We start from the raw sequence: 22,021 nt of genomic DNA on the forward strand, positions 1-22,021 counted from the left end.
TCACCCCTCTCAATCCTGTCATCAAATTGGTTTCTCTTGAGAGAATTCCACCTGCTGACTTCTTGTGTGATCACTTCATAGGCTTACCAAGCAAGTTCTGCCCTGAATATTTTATAACCGTATACTTTTACACTTAGTTGACGCAAAAGAAAACTGAAAACAGAAGAAATGACGTTGTATTTTTGATATCCATAAATGTACCTTATATTACCGTACTTAAAGCAAATGTTTTACGGTATTAAGGATAACCCCACATAAAACAATTTCCAAAAAAATAAATTATCTCATCAAAATCAAGTAAAAATTAAGATCAAAAACACTTAACAACACTTGATCCAATCTGGAATATGATCACATTCTAACAATTGTGCATAATCAAGACGTGGACGAATGACCGCATAACGTGTATCCTGAACAAGAACTTCCGGTACTAAAAGTCGGCTATTATAGGTACTTGCCATCACTGCACCATAAGCACCTGCCCCTGTAATAGCCAAAAGATCACCTGGTGCCAAAATTGGCACACAGCGATTTAACGCCAAATAATCACCGGTTTCGCAAACTGCACCAACAATATCTGCCCGAATGAGCGCTGCATCTACTGGTGTTTGTTTCACAAGTACCACATTTTGCCATGCATCATAAAGCGTTGGGCGTATAAGATCATTCATTGCCGCATCAACAATAACGAAATTCCGCCCTTTTCCTTTCTTTAAATAGAGAACAGATGTCACCAACACACCAGCTTCGCCAACAATGCTACGTCCCGGTTCCACGATAATATTGATTCCTAAAGGTGCAATATGTTTCTTCACCAGCGCTGCATAATCAAAAAAAGAAGGTATGATATGTTCTTCATTACCGTATGTAATACCAAGCCCACCACCAATATCTATATGTGTTATCGCATAACCATCGCTCCATAATTGACGCACAAAATTTGCAATAACAAGAAATGCCTCCTCAAAAGGTTTTAAATCACAGATCTGACTACCAATATGCATATCGACACCGCTAACCTGCAACCCAGGTAAAGAAGCAGCTTTTTTGTAAGCATTTCTTGCAAACAACAGTGGAATACCGAATTTATTTTCAGATTTTCCTGTTGTAATTTTTTTATGAGTTTTTGCATCAATATCTGGATTAATACGCAATGAAACACGTGCTGTTTTTGAAAGCGCTACAGCACGTTGTGACAATTGTTCGAGTTCTGGCTCTGACTCAACATTAAAACAATAAATATCCTGGGAAAGAGCAAAATCTATCTCTCTCACTGTTTTCCCAACACCAGAATAAACAATACGATGTGCAGGAATACCAACAGCAAGCGCACGCCGTAATTCACCTTCTGAAACCACATCAGCTCCCGATCCATTCGCTGCTAAAAGTTGCAAGACTGCTTGATTAGAATTGGCTTTGACCGCATAAGCAATCAAACTTGGCATCTCTTGAAAAGCCTTTTGACAGTCTCTAAAACGTGTAACTAAAGCGTTAGCCGAATAACAATAAAAAGGTGTCCCTACCTCCTGCGCAAGAGCAGAAAGCGAAAGACCTTCAACATAGAGCATACCTTGATGATAAGGGAAAAAATGCACATTTCCTCCCTACTTTATCAAACGATCAAGAATAAAAAGTTTGTCTTCTTCACTTTTAGCAACAGATGTTCCTTGCCCAGGCTTCTCCACACTTGGAAGAGGCATCTCCAATGATCCCTTACGCCCACACCCAACAAGAATAATACCCCCCAAAAGGACAATTGTTAAATTCCTTAAAATAATTTTCATATGCCCTTTTCTCTCCTATTGATATTTCTTTTTATTCTATTGAACAGTAAATCCAACTTTTAAAGCTGTAACAAGACGTTTTTTTCCATAGGTAATTTGATAAAGCATTTCTAAAAGCTCCACGCCACTAAAACTTTTACGGCTCTTATGATTTTTCAACCGTTAAAACATTAAAAGTGTTGCATTAAAGATCTGAACATATCGTTTAAAGTTCACTCAATGACAAATCATTGAGACAATATTTTTTTCTGTTAATGCCACAGCATATCCACATAAATGGTGTGCTTCACGAAAAGGAAGCCCTCATTTACGCACCAGCTAATCAGTAAGCCCCTTGCCGTTGCTAACTAGTATTAGCTACCTGTTTCACAGCGTCTTTATTGACATCAATATTCCCTATAATTCCTTTCTATTTCTGCCAACAATAATTTTAGACTCAAAACTCCATCAAACACATATTCTTTATCTCCTTGTATATCTTTTGAATAAATAAGGCTAATCCTTTCATCATGGTTAACAACCCCATAGATGCATATTCAGTTGTCCACCTTTAGCAAGCACAAATTCTGTCGCATCAGAATTTCACTTTTGTAGCATAATAGATAAGCCGATGGAAAAACGTCCGATAAACGAATAAAACTTGAACAAAAAATAATTTCTTTCGCTAAATGCAAAAGATGTGTTGCGCAACGAGCACCAGCACTTTAAAAATTTCAAGGCACAATCACAGTCCGAAACATTATCGATCGAATTGTGTGTGATCCTCAAAAGCCTAGCAACTTCTACTGTCATAAAACGACTAATTGGAAATCTTGTACCAATTAAAACCCGCACCCCTTAAAGGTGATTTATTATTCAATCACATCATGCATCTGTAATAAATCTCGACCCAATATTTCAATATAAGCCATCATATAATGACAAAATGTTACGAGTTGTGCTGTTTGTGAATACATAAATTCAAGTATAAAGGTGTCAACATGTTGTTCTGCTCGAATAAGCAATTGCTCTTTCATTCCCTTTAAAGCGTGGGTTATGCTCTGTGTTGCCTTACAAACCCACAAATGCAAATCAACGGCAATTTGATTATTGTGTAAATGAACCGTATGCAAGCATCTTACAACAGAACCAATCAACTCACTCAACTATACCTCAATATTCACAGAATATCCTCGAGCTTTCCGAAAAAACAAATGTATCGTCTTCAACTTCCTGGCAAATAAGCTTTAAACTATAAACAATTTTTTCATAATATGATTGTGAAATGATCTTCATTTGCAAAAACGTAGCTGTACGAGAAAGGAATCTACAATATCTTGTCGACAAAGTTTTTGGTCAAATCAATTGAGGTGTTAATCTTTTTTATAATTGCACCAGATTCTGCTGCAAATCAAACACTCTAAATTTGGTTCTTTAATCTCTTATTTATCGTACTCTGAAAATACCTATAAAAGGATAAAAATCATGCTTTTTCAAACTTTTATAAATCGAAAAAAGAAAAACAAAAAGAGGCTCTTTACCGCCTTCTTTTTTATTGCCATGACCTTAGCTGCTGTAAGTTTATACGCCACAAAGAACTCTTATAATAGGATAGTACCCTTTTTTACCAATTCTATTTCAGAAAAAAATACCGAAAAAATACAAGAAGAAAAAATGATATTAATAAAAAAAGCAGCAAAAGGCTTTTTTGCAAACATGCGATTTGCCGAAATCCCTTATAATATGAACAAACTTTCTTTTAAAGATATTCAAGGTAAAGAACACACACTCGACGAATTTACCGGAAAACCGTTACTCATTAATCTGTGGGCTATTTGGTGTTTACCCTGCCGTACAGAAATGTCAGAATTAGCGCAATTAAAACGTGAACTGGGAGGAGAAAACTTCGATGTCATGGCTATCAACATCGATAAAGCTACCTCTCCTGAAAAAATTCAGAAATTTTTACAGGATGTCCATGCGGATAATTTGCTTTACTATCGCGATGAAACAATGGCTATTTTCAACAGCGTCAGAAAACAAGGACTCGCTTTAGGTTTGCCTATCACATTTCTCATCGATAAAAAAGGATATCTTATTGCTTCATTCAACGGTGCAGCTCCATGGGCTAATGACGATGCCAAAGCGCTTATAAAAGCTGTCATACAAGAAACACGATAACTTAATAACTGCACCTTTTTAAATTTGTATAATAAGATCCAATGAAGACAAAAAAGTAGAACGGTCTTTGCGATAAAAAGTTCGTGGCCCTCCTATTATACTGCCTTGTCCTCGCAAATCTTCTTAAAATTGCACATCGCTAAAGCGTGACTAATTGAATTTACATCAAAAATGCGTCTTGTCGGAGAAAGACAAACACCACCCCTCCGTATAACACGCGCCGCTAAAAGAATACCACTTGTGATAACAAATACCAGCCTCATGCACAAATTCTACAATCTAATTATCTGCACTATTAGGCTCTTCAGCTACAACCACTCCTTCAAGAAGCATTTCATCCGGAAAAACCAAAAACGATTTGCCACAAAAAATATCTTGAGTTGGTAACGGTTCATAACACGATAAATTTCAGCTTTTACAGGACAAGCATCTGCATCAATCAACAAAATGATGGCAGATTTTATCATGGATTTATCTTTTGGCTTTCACACAAAAACAGATTTTTTCATTCATCTGAATGTCGCAAATAATTGCGATAAAATATTATCGCTGCGTTTATTTCGCCTCCCAAAATAAAAATTGCGCTTAACATGTAAAGAAAAATTATGGCAACCATAATAGATGCTAAACCTGCATAGGTAGAAATATAATCAAACATTGTCAAATACTGCGCAAAAGCAATAGATGCCATAAACCACACCGACATTGTCACCACAATTCCTGGTAAAACATCTATAAATCTCCGTTGCTCAGCTGGGAGCCACTTATGAACAATTAAGAGACTTACAAATAAAACAATTGCTGCAATTATATAACGCCATAAACGAATAATACTAATATATTCAGGAATGAAGAAAGAATGATTTTGCATAATTTTGATCAGCAAAGGTGCTAAAATCAACAAAAAGCTGATCACAACAAGACCGACAGCTCCAAGGATGACGAAAAACAAACTCTGAAAACGACAAAACAACAAACTACGGCGATCAACAACGCGATAAGCTTTATTCAAAGCCGTACGCAATGCCTCTACCCCATTAGAGGCAAAATAAGCTGCTCCAATAATAGAAACCGTCAACACTCCTCTCCGTTGAATGGTTAAAACATTGATAATTTCTTGTGATAAAGGCTCTGCAATGATATCAGGCAATAACTGGACCAAAGCTTTTATTTTTTGCGGCGTGTACGTAAAAGCGCCGATAAAACTAGCAAGAGATGTTCCAAAAATAAAAAAAGGGAAAAATGCTAAAAGCCCTGATAAAGTGACATGGCTAGCAAAAGCACTCCCATTATCACGCCAATAATGGCTCACTGCATCAACAAGAATACGATAGCTATACCAAAAGATATTTCTTAACAAATCTTAATACTTTCTGGTAATACTCTTTCTTAATCTATCCAAGCTTTATAAAAAACATCAAAATTAAAAAGATAGTCTTTACTATAAAGGGCAATGATCAATACGGTCAAGTTCAATTTTATACCAAAACTGAAAAGAACAAAGCAACAAATTTTACTTATCAAGAACCAAAGACGGTAAAGATTAGTAGACACCAATCATTAATATGTCGATAAAATAGATGACGCATTTCTATAAATCTACACAAGCAAATCTTGCAATGTTGCACACTTGACTAAATAATAAATGATCTTTTTTTGATTTCAGAATATGACAACTGCAGCTGGAGAAAATCTAAGTATAAACGCACCGGTATGAGCTTATCGAGAAATAACCTTTAAATAAACAAAAAAAGCATTGCGTTACAGTAAATTCTAAAACCGTTTAATTTTGAGCACCTTATTTTAGATTCTGCGTTCCTTTTTATACAATCACATATGAGCCATTAAGAATAATCCTACTCCATAAAACATTTGAACACTGGCTATCTTATACGCAAACGATCGCCTTTTTTCTTTATGGCAATGCACAACTTTAAAAGATAGAGATTTCTAGAAAAAATCAGCAAACTTCAATAAAAATTCGTTATTTTCACTCACTCTTTTTAGAAGCACTACGACGTCCAAAATCAGGAGCATCAATTTCTTGACCAGCAGCAATAATATTACGGCGTACAGCACGCATACGTGTAAAAAAATTAAACAATGTCGTACCATCTCCCAAACGAATTGCTTGTTCTAAAGAAGCAAGCCCTTCGCTAAAACGGCTCAACATTTCTAAAATAGCATCTTTATTATGCAAGCAAATATCTCGCCACATAACAGGATCAGAAGAAGCCAAACGCGTAAAATCACGAAAACCTGAAGCGGAATAAGCAATTACTTCCGAATTCGTCACTTTTTCTAAATCACTGGCCGTTCCAACAGTATTATAAGCAATCAAATGCGGCAAATGCGAAACGATAGCCAAAACAAGATCATGATGTTTAGCATCCATCTTCTCGACATGCGCACCACAAGCTTCCCAAAACGCCGTCAATCGCGTTACAGCTGTAGTATCACTTTCAACAAAAGGCGTCAAAATACACCAGCGATTCATAAACAAATCAGCAAAACCAGCATCCGGTCCTGAATCTTCTGTTCCAGCAATCGGGTGACCAGGAATAAAATGAACTGTTTTTGGCAATAAAGGTGCCATTTCCGCGATAACCAACGCTTTCGTAGAGCCAACATCACTCACAATCGCTCCAGGTTTTAAATAATCACGAATGGTTTTTGCTACCTCAGCGCTTGCCCCAACAGGAACAGAAATAATAACCAGTTCTGCTCCTTCAACAGCTTCTGCGTTATCGGTTGTATAAAAATCTCCAAGTCCCAACTCGCGCGCTCTTTTCAATGTTTCTTTCCGACGCGTTGCAATAGAAATTCGAGCTGCAAGATTTTTCTTTTTAATCACCCGTGCTAAAGAAGATCCAATCAAACCGATTCCAATGAGTGCTATTTTTTCAAACTGAATATGGAGCATCTTTCACCTTTACAAGCTCTTTGAAAACGGCAACAAAGCCAAAATACGTCAGTCTATTCGTTCAAATGTTATGTATCAAACATTTAAAAAACCACAATAAACAAAAGAAAATGAACAATTAAATCATGCGCCATTTATTAACATCTAGACAAGCCACTAACAGATTACTTTTATCTGGAAAATATATCCCTAAAATTGGTAATAGAAAATGTAACATCAAGCTCTAAAATTTGTTAATTCAGTGCTTCTAAACATTCATCACAATAAAAATCTAATGCTCTCACAAGTTTTTGATCAATAATAACAAGCGCTCTATACAAAATATTATAAATTTTAGTTCCCAAAACTCTCTGTAAGCAGATTCCAATACTTTGCAAATTAGTTGAACTACAGTAGGTAAAATCCTAAAATAGTAATAATCAAAACACTTTTTCAAATATTGAAAATTCCACTAAAAAACTCATGAAAAAGATGCCATTAACTTTAAAAGCTTATCTTCCTCCCTTCCCTCAAAGCTATAAATTAAGCTAATGAAAAGTGCCCTATCAATAAAGCGAGTTTGATAACGATAATAACTTTAAAATTGTTTTTATTAGACAGATTGATTGTAAAAATGATGCTAACTTTTTATCAAATGTGTAAACATGAAAAATAAATAATTTTATGAGAAACAATTTATTTTATAAAATCTTCAAAATCTGCAACTAAACTCCTCTCACAATATAAATCAATATTTTAAGCTGTTATTTTGCGCTGTGCAACAACTGCTAGTCCCAACAAAGCTTGACGAATGATAGCTTCACTCAAAATTGGATTTTTACGACTGTCCAAAACAGCACGTTGGATTCGTTCCATTGCATAAGAAATCTGTTCTAATCCCCAATAATTTAAAGCACGTTCAACTGTTTTTTTCCGCTGAAAAAAAATGGGCGGCTGTGCTTGAGAGATCACTGAAAAAGTGTTTTTACCTTCAACATCTATTTGATAACGTAAAAGTTGCAATTGCTGAAAATGCCTTTGTGCAGTACTTAAAATAAGAAAAAGTGCACTTTGCATACTCGTATGTCGTCTAAAGTGCGCTTCAAAACTTGCTATATCTCCCAGTAAAACAGCGTCGATTACTTCATCTTGCGAAAGCGCACTAACATCGCTTACCACAGCTTTTACATCCTCAAGAGTAATATGTGTTCTCTCCACAGCATAAAGACAGAGTTTTTCCAATTCACAACGCGAAACAAGATGATCCCCTCCCAAATGATGAAGCAACCACTTGCGTGCATCCAAAGAAAGAGTCATCTTAAACTGACTTAAGACTTCATCAATTAATGTATCAAGAGCACGGATATCATCTGCAAAACAAGGTAAAGCCATTGCTGTCGATGCCTGCTCAATAATATTACGCAGTCCTGTCCCCTTTTTGAGATCACCTGCTTCGATGAGAATAAAACTTTTTTCTGGTGGTTCTTTGATTAAAAGCTTAAGTACTGCAAGAAAGTTTTTTTGATTAGAGCCATTAGACACCCATATCAAACGATCACCACCAAAAAGCGATAAAGTACGTGCTTCATCTACCAATCGAGCGGGATCTTTATCAATCTCACCAGCATCCAAACGGACAGTGAAAAAAGGATCTTCTACAGCGATCTGGGTGAGCTTAATAAAACGCTGTACACGCTCGCAAACAAGACCCCGATCAGGTCCATAAATGAGAACAACAGGAAAAGAACGCGAAAAATGCGTTAGAAAATGTCCAACTTCATGCGCTTTTTTCTGAGCCAAAAGATTAATCCATTAAGAGTTCATCATTATCAAGAACTTCACCACGAACCTTTTGGAACATACCTATAAGATCACTCACATTCAATCCTTTACGTTCTTCTTGACGCACATCGAAAATCACTTTTCCCCCATGCAACATTAGCGTGCGATCTCCATAATCAAGAGCTTGGCGCATAGAATGCGTCACCATAATAGTCGTTAATTTCTTCCTTTCAACAATTTTTTCTGTCAATTGCATCACAAACTTAGCCATTCCTGGATCTAATGCCGAAGTATGCTCATCAAGCAATAAAACATCCGCATGTGCTAAAGTAGCCATCACAAGACAAATAACTTGGCGTTGTCCACCTGACAAACTATCCATAGAATTATGAAGATATGTCTCAAGACCAATGCCTAATTGGGCAATTTCATCTCTGAAAAATTGGCGTTTTTCATAATTTAAAGCCGAACGCAACCCATGACGCTTCCCCCGAAGAGCAGCAAGAGCTAAATTTTCTTCAATTGTTAAAGAACCACAGCTTCCCATTGATGAATCTTGAAAAACACAAGCAACCCTCCCTGCTCGCTCATTTACTGATTGTAGAGAAACATTTTGTCCATTAATCACCACTTTTCCTTCTGTAGGAAGAGTTGCGCCGGCTAAAACACTAAGTAAAGTTGATTTACCAGCACCATTTGAACCAATAATCGTAACAAAACTGCCCCGATCAATCTTAAGATTAATATCAATTAATGCTTGTTTTTTTAAAGGCGTTTGTGGGTTAAAGGTAACCCCGACATGAGAAAGCTCAATCATGTTTACAGCTCCTCCAATAGCGTGATACAGTAAGGGTCACAACAACTAAAAGCGCAGTGATCAATTGAAGATCCGTTGACGTATCAATACCAATCCCGTGTGCCTCAAACGCAAACTGTACTGCCACGCGGTAAAAAACAGATCCAATAATACAACTGATAATAATCCAAAAAATATTGCGCGTCCGAAATAATGTTTCACCAATAATAACTGCAGCTAAACCGAAAACAATCGTACCAGCTCCACCTGTAATATCAGTAGCAATCGCGGTTTGAATATAAAGGGAACCTCCAAGTGCAACACACGCATTTGAAAGACCCATACCAAAATAAATTAAGGCCGATGGATGAACCCCCTGTGCTGTAGCCATCCGCGGATTAGCTCCTATTGCTCGCATAGCAAGTCCCATCTCACTTTCCAAAAAGCGCCAAATAAAAAACACCACAACGAGTAGTACAAAACAAACAAAAAGAGGACGCACTAAAATATCAGGCAAGCCAAACATGTTATAAAAGGGAGTTAAGGCAGTATCAGCAAGTGCTAAATTAACATTCGACCCACCCATAATTCCCATAATACGAAGATTAACTGTATAAAGTGCTGACATTGTTAAAATTGAAGCTAGAAGATTTAAAATGCCAAAATGCAAATTCAGCAAAGCTGTTAATAAACCAGCCATCAAACCTGCACAAAAAGCGCATGCCATAGCCGTCCATGCACTGAAACCTAAAAGAATCAAAACACCACAAACACATGACCCAAGAAGAAATGAACCGTCGACAGTTAAATCAGGAAAATCTAAGACACGAAATGAAAGATAAACTCCAATTGCAACAAACGCATAAATAAGACCTAATTCCACAGCACCAGAAAACGCAAATATATTCATCTAAAGATCTCCCCCATTATCATGAAAACTTAAGTACTTTTATTGTATCAATATCATTTTAATGGAAGCCTATTGAATAATCTTTGTCGCGCGTTCAATAACTGCCTTTGGAATAACAATACCAACCTTTTTAGCTGCTTTCATATCAATACGGATGTCATTATTAGCCGCCTGTACAATATCAATATCGCCAGGTTTTTCACCTTTCAAAATACGCACAACCAATTTACCAGCATCAACCCCTACATCATAGAAATTCACACCCTGTGTCATAAAAGGGCCTCTTCCCATAGAGTTAGAATCGACAGTAAATAAAGGAATACGTGCTTCCTGTGTGACTTTTGTTGCTCCTTCTAAAACAGAAAGAACCGTATTATCAGCAGGAATAAAAATAACATCCACCTTACCAATTAAAGCTCGTGTTGCCATTTGAACATCAGAAGGTTTAGGCGCTGATGAAGGAATGACATCAATTCCAATTTTATCTGCTACATCCTTTAACATCTTAAGCGTTGAAACAGAATTAGCTTCAGAGGCATTATAAAGATAACCAAGTTTTTTCAAATCTGGTTTTACTTCCTTTAAAAGTCTAAGACTCTCGGCAATATCTATACGATCAGAAGTTCCTGTCACATTGCCACCAGGCTTAGTAAGCGAAGAAACTATTTTTGCCCCGATAGGATCAGAAATTGCAGCAAAAACAATAGGAATTTTTCTCGTTGCCGCAAGCATTGTCTGTGCTGAAGGTGTGCTAATTGCAATAATCACATCAGGTTTATCACCAACAAATTTACGTGCAATCTGTGTTGCTGTAGAAATATTGCCCTGCGCTGATAAAAAAGTAAGTTCGAAATTTTCTCCCTGCTTATAACCATCTTTAGCAAGGGCATCCATAATCCCCTTACGAACAGCATCTGCAGCAGGATGTGCCATAATTTGTGTCAGTGCAATTTTAATGTGTTTAACGTAATCTCCTGCTTTTGCAAAACTATTCATGATAAAAACAGTTGCAATTACAATCCATAATATGTTTACTCTTTTCAACATTCTACTCCGCCCCTCCTTTGCAACAATTTTAAAGAGAAAGAAATCTATTGAAGAGTACTATCAAAATCAATCTTTATTTTTATTTCTGAAATATTTGCAAAATAAATCAAATTGAAATGTTATTTTTTTGTTGCAATTCACTAAAGCCTACGCCATACAAGCAGCACATGTTTCGAATCGGTGAGCGGGTGTAGCTCAGGGGTAGAGCACAACCTTGCCAAGGTTGGGGTCGTGGGTTCGAATCCCATCGCCCGCTCCATGTAAATTTTGTGTTTTTATAATTAATGTAAATTTTGTGTTTGTATAATTAACTGTAGTTTGTCATCAGTGTAGCTTGCCAGCAAGTTTTGTATATTTTAGCACTAGATTTTGTACCAATTCATTTTTTTCAAAGAATTTTAAAGGTGTCCTCAAAGGGTCTCCAAAGAGCTTTCAAAGTCTTCTATCATTTTTGCTGCCAAATTCCAATTTTTGCTATTTTTCACTCTTTTTTGCAACTTTCACTGTCAAAATAGATTCTGTCAAAACATGCATTTAATGGTAAAAAATATGCATAAAAATAATAAATTACTACGTATTCCTCTCTTCCTACTTAATACAAAAGTTCAATTATAATTGCTTCTAAAATTATTCCTTTCCAAGAATTTCCCTTTATTTTTCACCCCATAATTCATAAAAATGATGGACTGGACCACGTCCTTTTCCTACTTGCAAAATACTTGAAGCCTCTAAAGCATTATTGAGGTACGCTTTTGCTCTTTTCACCGCACAAACTAAAGGCTCTGTCGGCAAAAGTGCTGCAATTGCAGCTGCAATAGTACAACCTGTGCCATGATCATTAGTAGTTATAAGACGTGAAGCTTTAAGCGTCACAATCCCCTCAGAATCACAATAAAGATCTGGACTGGAATGATCGTAATTGACCTCATCCGTGTGAGCAAGAATACTCAAATGTCCACCTTTTAATAAAACCGCATCACAACCAAGAGCCAAAAGCTGCGGACCATATTGATACATAGCATTTAACGACCATCGCACTTCACGTCCTAACAACATAGCTGCCTCAGGTAAATTGGGCGTAATCAAAGTTGACAATGGAACAAGAACATCACGCACAATTTCAACCGCATCAGGCTTTAAAAGGACATCACCACTTTTTGCTACCATAACCGGATCAAAAACAATAAAACGGGCTTTATGGTAAACTAAACGCTCTGCAATAGTTTGAGCAATCTGAGCATTTGCTACCATACCAATTTTCACTGCATCAACATGAACATCTTCAAAAACCGAATCAATTTGATCGGCAACAAAAGACGCATCTAATGCATGAAAAGCACGTACACCTTTTGTATTTTGTGCAACAACAGCTGTAACTACACTCATACCATAGGTTTTCATGGCTGAGAAAACCTTTAAATCAGCTTGCATCCCAGCGCCACCAGAAGGATCAGTCCCTGAAATAGATAAAATCCGTGGAATAAAAAATTTATCTTGGTTATCGTGTAGTCTCATCAGCCTTTTTCCTTATATTTTTAAATATCAGAAAATAGATATTTGAAAAAAAACACAGAGAGATGTTTCATCATATTAAAGTACGTTATATACATATTCTCCTTGTAAATATAAAATGGAAAACACAGTGCTTATTTTTCGTTCTCTTCTTTTTACGTTCGCTTTTTATACAACTACTTTTATACAAATGATTCTTTATGCTCCCATCTATTTTTTAATGCCACGCAAAAAAGCGTGGATCATCCCTAAAATATGGGCACGCGTCACACTCTTTTTACAAAAATACATTGCAGGCACAAATTACGAAATTGAAGGATTAGAAAATCTTCCAAATGGAGCTTATATCATCGCTCCAAAGCATCAATCTGCATGGGAAACCTTCAGTCTTATTCCCTACTTTGATGACCCCGCTCTCATCCTAAAACGTGAACTAACATGGATTCCCTTCTTTGGCTGGTATATGGCAAAAACACAAATTATCCCAATTAACCGAACAACCCCCATTAAAGCTTTAAAAACCATCATACAAAAAGCAAAAGAAAAAGCAAAATTAGAGCGTCAAATTCTGATTTTTCCTGAAGGGACACGCCGACAGCCAGGCCAAGAACCAGATTATAAATCGGGAATTGTTGCTCTCTATAATGAACTGAAACTTCAGGTTGTTCCTATTGCACACAATGCCGGTTTATATTGGCCACGAGGTAATTTTCGCCGTTATCCTGGAACAATTCGCGTTCGCATTCTCCCCCCTATAGCTACTGGTTTAAGCAAACGTGATTTCCTAGATCAACTGGTCAAAAAAACAGAAGAAGCCTGTGATGAATTACTTTTGTTAGCAGCACAAGATCCTAACCCTCCGCCTATGCCACCCTGTGCTGTTAAAAAACTTCAAAAAATGAGTCATCATGAAGCAATACATTGATTCATCAAGATAATGAACCACTTTTCCATATTGAATGGAGAATACCAAATACAGGAATATTTTTTCATTTAAAAATCCTCTGATTCAGAATCAAAAAAACGTTTGCTTACACATCACAAGAGAAATTGATGTGTAGATAAAAGTGATCTGAAAAAACTTAATATATCTTTTATGAATCATTCATTGCAAAAGCGATTAGCAATATTAAGAGATGTCTTTTTAAGTACAACTGCGAATAATAACACACTCTTTTTCGTGAAAAGCATAACCTTACTAAAAAACGTGCGAAATAAAAATGTAAGTTATTTAAAATCCCTATTTTAAAATATTGTTCTCGATATTTTTAAAATCATAAAACTGAACTAATAGATGATGGCTTTAATTTTTAAAAAACTAATATGTAATTAACCATTTCTCCTTATCTATTATGGACTCAAAAGTATTGTATGCTACATTAAAACAATCCTAAATTATTGATAAAAATATTGGACTTCACGTAATGCGTTACCTCCTCTATAATTTGTTTTTTTCTTTTTTTTTGAGTTTGTTGAGCCCCTTCGCTTTAGCCCAACCCTTTCTCTCCGTTGAAGTTGCAACTGGACGCATATTAAATCATAATCAAGCCTTTGAGCGTTGGTATCCTGCCTCCTTAACAAAATTAATGACCGCTTATATTATTTTTCGGGCCATGAGCACAGGAGAAATTTCACCCAATAAACACATCACTATCAGCGAATATGCCGCAAAAGCTCCTGCGTATCATTCAGGCTATAAAGCTGGATCCGTTCTCACACTTGATACAGCCTTAAGTATCACTATGGTTAAATCTACCAATGATTTGGCCATTGCCATGAGTGAAGCGGTTGCTGGTTCACAAAAAGCCTTTGTACAAAAAATGAATGCTGAAGCTAAACGCCTCGGCATGGTTGGTACCCATTTTTCCAATGCAAGTGGCTTACCAGACCCACAAAATTATTCTACAGCACGTGATATCGCTCTTTTAGCGGTTCAGATTCGTCGAGAATTTCCTCAATATGCACATTATTTTTCTATCCCTGCCATTGATTTTGGTGGCAAACAAAAAATCCAACCCAATTCAAACAATCTCATTGGTCGTTTTGATGGAATAGACGGCATGAAAACAGGTTTTATTTGTGCTTCTGGTTTCAATCTTGTTGCCTCAGCAACCCGTAAAAACCGCACAATTATTGCTGTCATTTTAGGATCTAACAACGTAAGTGAAAGAGAAGAAAAAGCCGCACAACTTCTTGAAGCAGGTTTTTCTCAACAAGAATCGTCCCAATTAACATTGGCAACACTGGTACCTTATGGAACAAAAATGACACAAGCGACCGATATGAAACAACAAACATGCTCACCTGAAGCCACAAAAATGCACGCTCGTTTTTATGACGATAAAGGGAATGTTATCCTTACTTCACCGTTCATCACTGCTTCACCTACCTCCTCTTTTCCTTTACCAGTACGCCTTATTTCTACACCACAAACACATAAAACCAAAAGAAAACCGCTAAAAAAATTGCCCATTCCGGATAAAAAAAGCAAAGCAACCTATAACAAAAGCAGAAAACCATAATCGATAATTAATATGGAAACAACGCGTATTCCTATTACTCTTATAACTGGCTTTTTGGGTTCCGGTAAAACAACTTTACTCAACCGGATGCTACGCGATCCTCTTTTGAATAATAGTGCTGTTATCATTAATGAATTCGGTGAAGTAAGTATTGACCATTTTCTGGTTGAAAAAACGACAGAAGGAATTATTGAACTTGCAAATGGTTGCTTATGCTGTAATTTGCGCAGTGATCTCATTGATACATTAACTAATTTGATTGATCGCATTCATGCAGGAAATCAGCACCTTAATCGCATTATCATCGAAACAACAGGGTTAGCTGATCCAGCTCCTATTGTACAAGCTCTTCTAAGCCACCCACTCTTAATTCAAGTTTTGTCGATCGATACTCTTCTTGCAACATTTGATACATTAAACACACCTACTATACTCGAACGCTATCCTGAAATACAAAAACAATTAGCACTTGCTGACAAAATTATTCTCACAAAAACAGATCTTACTGACTCCAAAACACTCTCAAATACACTCCTCAGTACACTCAAAACAATTAATCCTATAGCGCAAATTATCGATGTCCATTCTGATCATTACTGTTCAAGGGGATTAATAAGTAAAACATTATGGGATGAAAAAGCAGAAAATACACAATTTAAACAATGGCGTACCCTCGCTCCCTACGATCATGCCCACAACTGGACAATTCGTGCTTTTTCATTAAACTGCGAAGAGCTTATGGATTATACTAGCCTTAGTACTTTTTTAGATCTCCTAAAAGACCTGTATGGTACAAAATTATTACGCATTAAAGCAATTATAGCAATGCGTGATGACCCCCAACGTCCTCTTGTCTTACACGGTATACAAACATTTTTCCATCCACCAATAAGACTTCCAGCATGGCCAAAAGGAATAAAACAAACACGTTTTGTCATCATTACTGATGGTATTGAAAAAGAAACAATACAAAAACTTTTCAATGCTTTTTTAAACAAACCAGCAATAGATACTGCAGACAAAACCGCCATATTGAATAATCCCCTAATTATTCCAGGAATGAAGTTCTAATTTTTACTCCAACCTTCAATGAATAAAAATCTTTAGTGCACAATACCACTGCCTTTCGAACATACTCTATTACATACATTGCGCCACAAATGTTATTAGCACATCAGATGTTCTTCTTTTTCACCTTAAAGAACGAAGATTCTTACCCTTCATCAATCTGTAAACAGATTTGTTTATCTTGAACAGATTCTATCTATTAATCACTTATGTGTTTCAATTTACAAGTCCACCGGACAAACCTTGTGTAAATATTCCACTCAAACTATATACTTCTTCACTTGGCTAATGCAAAAAACTAAAATAAAAAAGAAATAAAATAATATTTTTAATATGCGTGAATGTACTTTATCTCAATCGCACTGAAAGACAATATCTACAGCATTACAGATAAAAGAATAAAGCATTCTGAAAAAAATTAAAGGTGAACTCCACTTTACGATAAGATAACATCACGGCTTTAAAGCACTAGAAACCTTATCAAGACCACGATTAAAAACATAATGTTTTTCATAAACATCAACCGTGGGAGGCATACGATTTTCTTCAAAAAAATCATAACCTTTCTTAAGCATAACCCAGAATTGATAATGGGGATCAGATCTATGACGTACCATATTAGCATCGGTCATGCGAAAAGGAAAAGCATGCAACTGAAATTCTTTCTGTCCCCCTCTAAAAGCATCCCGCGCAAAAGCATAAATCTGTGCCATATTTTTATCACTCATAGAGTAACAACCAGCAGAAAAGCAAGAACCATGCACCATAAGATTACTTCCTGTTCGGCCATTCGCTTGATCATAAAGGTTGGGAAATCCTATATTAAAAGCAAGATAATATTTTGAATAAGGATTCATTTGATTTGCACTAACGGTGTAAAAACCTTCTGGTGTTTGAAGATCACCTTCCTTATATTTAGGTCCAAGCTGACCTGACCATTTACAAATGCTATAACGTGCCAACAACACAAAAGCCCCTGATCGGGACTGCTTCCAAATTTCGGCAACATTCTCTTTCTTAAAAAATCGCATCATAATCGGCGCATAAGGATCAATATTATGTAGAACCATTCTATTTCGGATTTCTTGGGGAAGTGGCTGCTCAACTTTAGCACGGATAGAAGCTGGCAACCTTCCCTCACATGCCGTCAGTACTCCTATTGTAAACAATATACATACTGTGAAGAACCTGTTGAAAACCATAAAATAAAACTCCAATACCTCCCCTCACAAAAAATGACTTATGTTAAAGACCTACCAATTTGAAGATATTTTTCCCAACGGTCTTTTTTAAGAACTTCACCATCTTTTCCAGCCATAGCCTTTAAAGCTTCTGAAATAACGTCACCCGTTTCATCAATCACGGTCTCTTTGCTTCGATGTGCTCCTCCTAAAGGCTCAGGAATAATGCCATCGATAATCTTTAACTGATACAAATCTTGAGCGGTAATACGCATATTCATTGCAGCATCTTTTGCACGAGTAGGATCACGCCATAAAATAGAAGCTGCTCCTTCTGGTGAAATGACAGAGTAAATTGCATGTTCTAACATATAAACTTTGTTGGCCGCAGCAATTGCTATCGCCCCTCCTGAACCGCCTTCTCCAATAACGACCGAAACAACAGGAACCTTTAAGCGCAAAGTTGCCGCTGTTGATTGAGCAATTGCTTCAGCTTGTCCGCGTTCTTCAGCACTCACACCAGGATAGGCACCTGCTGTATCTACAAAAGTGAGTAATGGCAAACCAAAACGGTCAGCCATTTCCATAATACGTACAGCTTTGCGATACCCTTCTGGACGTGCAGAACCAAAATTATAGCGCAACCGTGTTTGCGTATCGTGACCTTTTTCCTGACCTATGTAAGCAACTGCTTCACCTTTAAAGCGCGCAAATCCTGCTTGAATAGCCTCATCTTCAGCAAACTTGCGGTCGCCTGCCAAAGGTGTTACATCACTCAATAACCGCGCAGAATAGTCCATAAAATGAGGACGATCAGGATGGCGAGCTACTTGTGTTTTTTGCCATGGCGATAATTTTTTATAAATATCGCGCAATGCCGTTTGAGAACGTGCTTCTAAGCGGGCGATCTCTTCGCTCATATCAAGACTTCCTTCTTCCTCAGAAATCTTTTTTAATTCGAGAATTTTCCCATCGAGATCAGCAACCGGTTTTTCAAAATCAAGATAATTATACATTGCACCCAACTTATTTGGTGTAAGTTATACACTCATAATTCACTTTATAAAGTATTTTTCAAAAACATCACCACCTCTTTACCTAGTCTACTGCTCATCGGCAAGTGGATGATGTTCATTAACTAAACGATAAAGACCTGCTTCCAAAACATGAGTATAAATCTGAGTGGTAGCAATATCAGAATGTCCTAACAATTGTTGAACAGCACGCAAATCAGCACCATTCTGCAAAAGATGACTAGCAAAAGCATGGCGCAACACATGGGGGGAAAAGTTATTACTTTTTATTCCTGCTCTTGTGGCGAGACTTTTCAACTCCCGTGCAACAACTTGTCGAGCAATATACCCTGTTTCTGACCGTGCAGGAAAAAGATAAAGGCTTGCCGCATCCTTTCCTTGATCACGTAGGTTCAACCACTGCAAAAGAACTTGGTATGCTTTTTTTGATAAAAGCACCATTCGTTCTTTTTTTCCCTTACCGCGAACTAAAACACTGTACCCCTTTCCCCGGACAGCCTGCACCGGAAGACTCACCAATTCACTAATACGTAATCCTGTAGCATAAAGCATTTCAATCAATACCTGAAGACGCAATGCGCGGAAATAATCTTTGGACCCATAATCTGCTTGATTCACTTCCAACTCTGCCCAATCAAGCAACTTTGTTACCGCATCTTCACTCATAATTTTGGGTAAAGGATATCCTTGACGAGGTGCGTCAATATCATGAGAAGGATCATCTGTTCTCAATCCTTCGGCATAAAGGAATTGATAAAATTGACGCAATGTTGATAAACGACGCGCTTGTGAAGACGCTGCCCAACCAAGAGTGTGCATAAGCGACAAAAGACCAATTAAATCTTTTTTTTGTGCTGAAAAAAGTGAAACAGACTGCGAAGACAATACTTCCTGTGCCCACTGTAAATCATGCTTATAAGCCGCAAGCGTATGAGAAGAAGCCCCTCGTTCCACGCTCATCATCTCAAGAAAATGATCTATCACAGCACCATTTTTCATTTTATTGATTCGCTTCTGCAGAAAGATTCCAGGAATCCAAGGGAACATTGATATACATATCTACAGTTACTGGTTCAACCCAAACCACAAGAGCACCCATTATAATGAAAAGAACAGAAAGTAAAATGAAAAGAATCATCAAAAATCTGGTCAATGTTGGCATAACACAATAACCTACCTAAAAATATTCTATCTCTTAATTATACTTCACAAAGATTAACAGGAATTGACTTTAAAGCGGATAAATGCCGAAATAAAATTATGAGAAATAATCGATCTAAACATATTCCGATAACACAAATAAAAAATCAACTCTTATCGTCTCTTGATAAACGAGCACTTGTATTTGTTGGTCTTATGGGTGCAGGTAAATCAGTGATTGGGAAACGCGTCGCCACCATGCTCCATTTACCTTTTTATGATTCTGACCAAGAAATTGAAAAAGTTGTGCAAATGAAAATTACTGAAATCTTTAAAATTTATGGTGAACCGAAATTCCGAGCTCTTGAACAGCGTGTTATACTAAACCTCATAAAAAAAAGTCCTCTTGTTTTAGCAACAGGTGGTGGTGCCTATATAAATCAAGCCATCCAAAAAGCCATTCATCAAAATGGTATATCCATCTGGCTCAAAGCCGATCTTGATACCCTCATGCGACGTGTTTCGCGCCACCCAACGCGACCACTTCTTCAAACAGCAAATCCTAAAGAAACCATGAGAAAACTCATGGAAGAGCGTTATCCTATTTATGGAAAAGCAAACTTGACAATTAACAGTCATAAAGAAAGCCGTTTTACCGTAGCAAAAAATGTCGTACGGTCTGTACAGCATTACCTCGATACAGAAAATAACGATAGGAATAACAAGTATGCAAGCCAAGACCGTTACTATTAAACTGGACAAGCACTGTTATGATATCATCATTGGACCAAATCTCATCACGCAAGCTGCTTTGCAAATTAAGCGTTCTCTTCACCATAAAGATTTTCATCAAACACGTTTAGCAATCGTTACAGATACAAATGTTGCATCTCTCCATTTGGAGACATTACAGACAGAATTAACAAAAAATAAAATTCATACTGTTCCAATCGTTGTAGAAGCAGGGGAACAATCAAAGTCATTTTCAACTCTGAAAACTGTTATTGATAAAATTCTTGCTGCACGTTTAGAAAGAGGTGACTGCATTATTGCTTTTGGGGGTGGTGTTATCGGCGACCTAGGAGGATTTGTCGCAAGTATCATACGCCGTGGTATGAACTTCATTCAGATGCCCACAACACTGCTTGCACAAATTGACTCCTCTGTTGGAGGGAAAACTGGTATCAATAGCCAATATGGTAAAAATCTTATCGGTACTTTTTATCAACCACAATGCGTTCTTGCTGATACTCGTATCCTTGATACATTGCCATCGCGGGAATTTCGGGCTGGTTACGCGGAAATGGTCAAATATGGTCTCATTAACCAACCCGATTTCTTTGAATGGCTTGAAAAAAATGGACAAAAAGTTTTTACTAATGATTCAGTACGAATAGAAGCTATTATCCGCTCATGCAAATTCAAAGCCGACATTGTAGCACGTGATGAATATGAAACAGGAGAACGCGCGTTATTAAACCTTGGTCATACATTTGGACACATGCTTGAAACAGCAACCGCTTATGACTCAAACCGTTTAATCCACGGTGAAGCTGTAGCAATTGGAATGATTCTAGCCCATCAATTTTCTGCTCAACTAAATTTAATAGATCCCGCACTCACAAATCGCATCGAAACACATCTTAAAACCGTAGGTTTACCTACGAAACTAAAGGATATCCCTGGTAAGCTGCCAGATGCTACAACTTTGATGACCTACATTGCCCAAGATAAAAAAGTTTCCCAAAACAATTTGACTTTTGTTTTAACACGTGGACTTGGCCAATCATTTATCGCAAAAAATGTTTCACCAAATTCAGTTTTAACTTTCTTAGAACAAAAATTAACGAAAATTCGTTAATTCATATTGAATATAATTGATTCGTTTTTATACTTCTATTAAAGGAAGGAATATGATGATGTCTGCGTAGCTCAGTAGGATAGAGCACAGGATTCCTAAAGAAATTGGGCGCCTTAAGGAGAAATCCTCAAAGTGGATCTGCTCAAATTCGGGGAAAGCTTCATGGGAGACCATATGTCAATCCCGAGCCAAGCCTCTCTTTAAACGAAAGGAAGGTGTAGAGACTGAACGGGCAGCACCTAAAAAGCATAAGCTTCAAGGTGAAGAGACAGTCCAGACCACAAACAGCCTACAAAGCTGGCGGTGAAAACCGAAGTGGTAT

Annotated in this window: 18 protein-coding genes, 1 tRNA gene and 3 pseudogenes; 7 read left to right on the top strand and 15 right to left on the bottom strand. The window is 37.1% G+C overall.

The annotated features are described in order from the left end of the window. Positions 1-320: 320 nt before the first annotated feature. From lysA to argH, 3 genes and pseudogenes are all read right to left on the bottom strand, one after another. Complete coding sequence (gene lysA / locus HWV54_RS03700; RefSeq protein ID WP_005866591.1) at positions 321-1,595, bottom strand: diaminopimelate decarboxylase; 1,275 nt, start codon at positions 1,593-1,595, stop codon at positions 321-323. A gap of 9 nt (positions 1,596-1,604) precedes the next feature. Beyond that, complete coding sequence (gene lptM / locus HWV54_RS03705) at positions 1,605-1,784, bottom strand: LPS translocon maturation chaperone LptM (RefSeq protein WP_005866588.1); 180 nt, start codon at positions 1,782-1,784, stop codon at positions 1,605-1,607. Between the two features lie 36 nt (positions 1,785-1,820). Next, positions 1,821-3,153 (bottom strand): annotated as a pseudogene (gene argH, locus HWV54_RS03710) (argininosuccinate lyase). Between the two features lie 95 nt (positions 3,154-3,248). On the opposite strand from argH, the gene HWV54_RS03715 reads away from it, so the two are divergent. Further along, positions 3,249-3,944, top strand: a complete 696-nt coding sequence (locus HWV54_RS03715; protein WP_005866584.1) for a TlpA disulfide reductase family protein — start codon at positions 3,249-3,251, stop codon at positions 3,942-3,944. Positions 3,945-3,962: 18 nt separating this feature from the next. Here the strand turns inward: HWV54_RS03715 and HWV54_RS03720 are convergent. The 7 genes and pseudogenes from HWV54_RS03720 to HWV54_RS03750 all read right to left on the bottom strand — a co-directional run bounded on the left by HWV54_RS03720 (position 3,963) and on the right by HWV54_RS03750 (position 11,381). Then, positions 3,963-4,411 (bottom strand): annotated as a pseudogene (locus tag HWV54_RS03720) (YaiI/YqxD family protein). 38 nt (positions 4,412-4,449) lie between these two features. Then, complete coding sequence (locus HWV54_RS03725) at positions 4,450-5,304, bottom strand: YihY/virulence factor BrkB family protein (protein ID WP_005866582.1); 855 nt, start codon at positions 5,302-5,304, stop codon at positions 4,450-4,452. 630 nt (positions 5,305-5,934) lie between these two features. Beyond that, on the bottom strand, positions 5,935-6,867 hold the full coding sequence (locus HWV54_RS03730) for a prephenate/arogenate dehydrogenase family protein (RefSeq protein ID WP_005866579.1): 933 nt from the start codon (positions 6,865-6,867) through the stop codon (positions 5,935-5,937). A 735-nt stretch (positions 6,868-7,602) separates the two neighbouring features. Continuing rightward, the gene (gene holA / locus HWV54_RS03735) at positions 7,603-8,646 is read right to left on the bottom strand and encodes a DNA polymerase III subunit delta (protein ID WP_005866577.1); all 1,044 of its coding nucleotides are present in this window, start codon (positions 8,644-8,646) and stop codon (positions 7,603-7,605) included. Positions 8,647-8,650: 4 nt separating this feature from the next. Beyond that, positions 8,651-9,445: an ABC transporter ATP-binding protein gene (locus HWV54_RS03740; RefSeq protein ID WP_005866576.1), complete on the bottom strand. Its 795-nt coding sequence runs from the start codon at positions 9,443-9,445 to the stop codon at positions 8,651-8,653. Next, positions 9,438-10,334 carry an ABC transporter permease gene (locus HWV54_RS03745; protein WP_005866574.1) on the bottom strand — a complete coding sequence of 299 codons (897 nt, stop codon included), beginning with the start codon at positions 10,332-10,334 and terminating at the stop codon, positions 9,438-9,440. Before HWV54_RS03745 ends, HWV54_RS03740 begins: the two co-directional genes overlap by 8 nt. Positions 10,335-10,403: 69 nt before the next feature. Beyond that, positions 10,404-11,381, bottom strand: a complete 978-nt coding sequence (locus HWV54_RS03750) for an ABC transporter substrate-binding protein (protein WP_005866572.1) — start codon at positions 11,379-11,381, stop codon at positions 10,404-10,406. Between the two features lie 184 nt (positions 11,382-11,565). On the opposite strand from HWV54_RS03750, the gene HWV54_RS03755 reads away from it, so the two are divergent. Further along, a tRNA-Gly gene (locus tag HWV54_RS03755) sits at positions 11,566-11,640 on the top strand. Between the two features lie 392 nt (positions 11,641-12,032). Here the strand turns inward: HWV54_RS03755 and thiD are convergent. Then, a complete protein-coding gene (gene thiD / locus HWV54_RS03760; protein ID WP_005866570.1) occupies positions 12,033-12,896 on the bottom strand; it encodes a bifunctional hydroxymethylpyrimidine kinase/phosphomethylpyrimidine kinase in 864 nt (287 codons plus the stop codon). A 115-nt stretch (positions 12,897-13,011) separates the two neighbouring features. Between thiD and HWV54_RS03765 the strand changes: the two genes are divergently transcribed. The 3 genes and pseudogenes from HWV54_RS03765 (at position 13,012) to HWV54_RS03775 (ending at position 16,486) form a co-directional block, all read left to right on the top strand. Then, positions 13,012-13,818 (top strand): lysophospholipid acyltransferase family protein, encoded by an 807-nt coding sequence (locus tag HWV54_RS03765; protein WP_051011399.1) that lies wholly within the window; start codon positions 13,012-13,014, stop codon positions 13,816-13,818. A 499-nt stretch (positions 13,819-14,317) separates the two neighbouring features. Then, positions 14,318-15,422: pseudogene (locus HWV54_RS03770) on the top strand (D-alanyl-D-alanine carboxypeptidase family protein). A 5-nt stretch (positions 15,423-15,427) separates the two neighbouring features. Continuing rightward, the gene (locus tag HWV54_RS03775; RefSeq protein WP_005866565.1) at positions 15,428-16,486 is read left to right on the top strand and encodes a CobW family GTP-binding protein; all 1,059 of its coding nucleotides are present in this window, start codon (positions 15,428-15,430) and stop codon (positions 16,484-16,486) included. A 449-nt stretch (positions 16,487-16,935) separates the two neighbouring features. On the opposite strand, the gene HWV54_RS03780 is transcribed toward HWV54_RS03775, so the two are convergent. The 4 genes from HWV54_RS03780 to HWV54_RS03795 form a co-directional block, all read right to left on the bottom strand. After that, the gene (locus HWV54_RS03780) at positions 16,936-17,685 is read right to left on the bottom strand and encodes a L,D-transpeptidase family protein (protein ID WP_005866563.1); all 750 of its coding nucleotides are present in this window, start codon (positions 17,683-17,685) and stop codon (positions 16,936-16,938) included. Positions 17,686-17,723: 38 nt separating this feature from the next. After that, positions 17,724-18,680: an acetyl-CoA carboxylase carboxyltransferase subunit alpha gene (locus tag HWV54_RS03785; RefSeq protein ID WP_005866562.1), complete on the bottom strand. Its 957-nt coding sequence runs from the start codon at positions 18,678-18,680 to the stop codon at positions 17,724-17,726. A gap of 87 nt (positions 18,681-18,767) precedes the next feature. Beyond that, entirely contained in the window at positions 18,768-19,697 is a 930-nt protein-coding gene (locus HWV54_RS03790; protein WP_005866560.1) for a site-specific tyrosine recombinase XerD, read from the bottom strand. A 1-nt stretch (position 19,698) separates the two neighbouring features. Beyond that, positions 19,699-19,860, bottom strand: coding sequence for a hypothetical protein (locus HWV54_RS03795; RefSeq protein WP_005866558.1), 162 nt, complete (start codon positions 19,858-19,860; stop codon positions 19,699-19,701). Between the two features lie 98 nt (positions 19,861-19,958). On the opposite strand from HWV54_RS03795, the gene HWV54_RS03800 reads away from it, so the two are divergent. Both HWV54_RS03800 and aroB read left to right on the top strand, forming a co-directional pair. Beyond that, positions 19,959-20,591 carry a shikimate kinase gene (locus HWV54_RS03800; RefSeq protein WP_005866556.1) on the top strand — a complete coding sequence of 211 codons (633 nt, stop codon included), beginning with the start codon at positions 19,959-19,961 and terminating at the stop codon, positions 20,589-20,591. Then, the gene (gene aroB / locus HWV54_RS03805) at positions 20,566-21,699 is read left to right on the top strand and encodes a 3-dehydroquinate synthase (protein WP_005866554.1); all 1,134 of its coding nucleotides are present in this window, start codon (positions 20,566-20,568) and stop codon (positions 21,697-21,699) included. Before HWV54_RS03800 ends, aroB begins: the two co-directional genes overlap by 26 nt. Positions 21,700-22,021: the final 322 nt, after the last annotated feature.

Source organism: Bartonella alsatica (assembly GCF_013388295.1).
Taxonomy (GTDB): Bacteria; Pseudomonadota; Alphaproteobacteria; order Rhizobiales; family Rhizobiaceae; genus Bartonella; species Bartonella alsatica.

Excerpts from the sequence above, each read along its gene's own strand:
- lptM (WP_005866588.1), bottom strand. The coding sequence starts at position 1,784 with ATGAAAATTATTTTAAGGAATTTAACAATTGTCCTTTTGGGGGGTATT.
- HWV54_RS03715 (WP_005866584.1), top strand. The coding sequence starts at position 3,249 with ATGCTTTTTCAAACTTTTATAAATCGAAAAAAGAAAAACAAAAAGAGG.
- HWV54_RS03730 (WP_005866579.1), bottom strand. The coding sequence starts at position 6,867 with ATGCTCCATATTCAGTTTGAAAAAATAGCACTCATTGGAATCGGTTTG.
- HWV54_RS03740 (WP_005866576.1), bottom strand. The coding sequence starts at position 9,445 with ATGATTGAGCTTTCTCATGTCGGGGTTACCTTTAACCCACAAACGCCT.
- HWV54_RS03745 (WP_005866574.1), bottom strand. The coding sequence starts at position 10,334 with ATGAATATATTTGCGTTTTCTGGTGCTGTGGAATTAGGTCTTATTTAT.
- HWV54_RS03750 (WP_005866572.1), bottom strand. The coding sequence starts at position 11,381 with ATGTTGAAAAGAGTAAACATATTATGGATTGTAATTGCAACTGTTTTT.
- thiD (WP_005866570.1), bottom strand. The coding sequence starts at position 12,896 with ATGAGACTACACGATAACCAAGATAAATTTTTTATTCCACGGATTTTA.
- HWV54_RS03765 (WP_051011399.1), top strand. The coding sequence starts at position 13,012 with ATGGAAAACACAGTGCTTATTTTTCGTTCTCTTCTTTTTACGTTCGCT.
- HWV54_RS03775 (WP_005866565.1), top strand. The coding sequence starts at position 15,428 with ATGGAAACAACGCGTATTCCTATTACTCTTATAACTGGCTTTTTGGGT.
- HWV54_RS03780 (WP_005866563.1), bottom strand. The coding sequence starts at position 17,685 with ATGGTTTTCAACAGGTTCTTCACAGTATGTATATTGTTTACAATAGGA.
- HWV54_RS03785 (WP_005866562.1), bottom strand. The coding sequence starts at position 18,680 with ATGTATAATTATCTTGATTTTGAAAAACCGGTTGCTGATCTCGATGGG.
- HWV54_RS03790 (WP_005866560.1), bottom strand. The coding sequence starts at position 19,697 with ATGAAAAATGGTGCTGTGATAGATCATTTTCTTGAGATGATGAGCGTG.
- HWV54_RS03795 (WP_005866558.1), bottom strand. The coding sequence starts at position 19,860 with ATGCCAACATTGACCAGATTTTTGATGATTCTTTTCATTTTACTTTCT.
- HWV54_RS03800 (WP_005866556.1), top strand. The coding sequence starts at position 19,959 with ATGAGAAATAATCGATCTAAACATATTCCGATAACACAAATAAAAAAT.
- aroB (WP_005866554.1), top strand. The coding sequence starts at position 20,566 with ATGCAAGCCAAGACCGTTACTATTAAACTGGACAAGCACTGTTATGAT.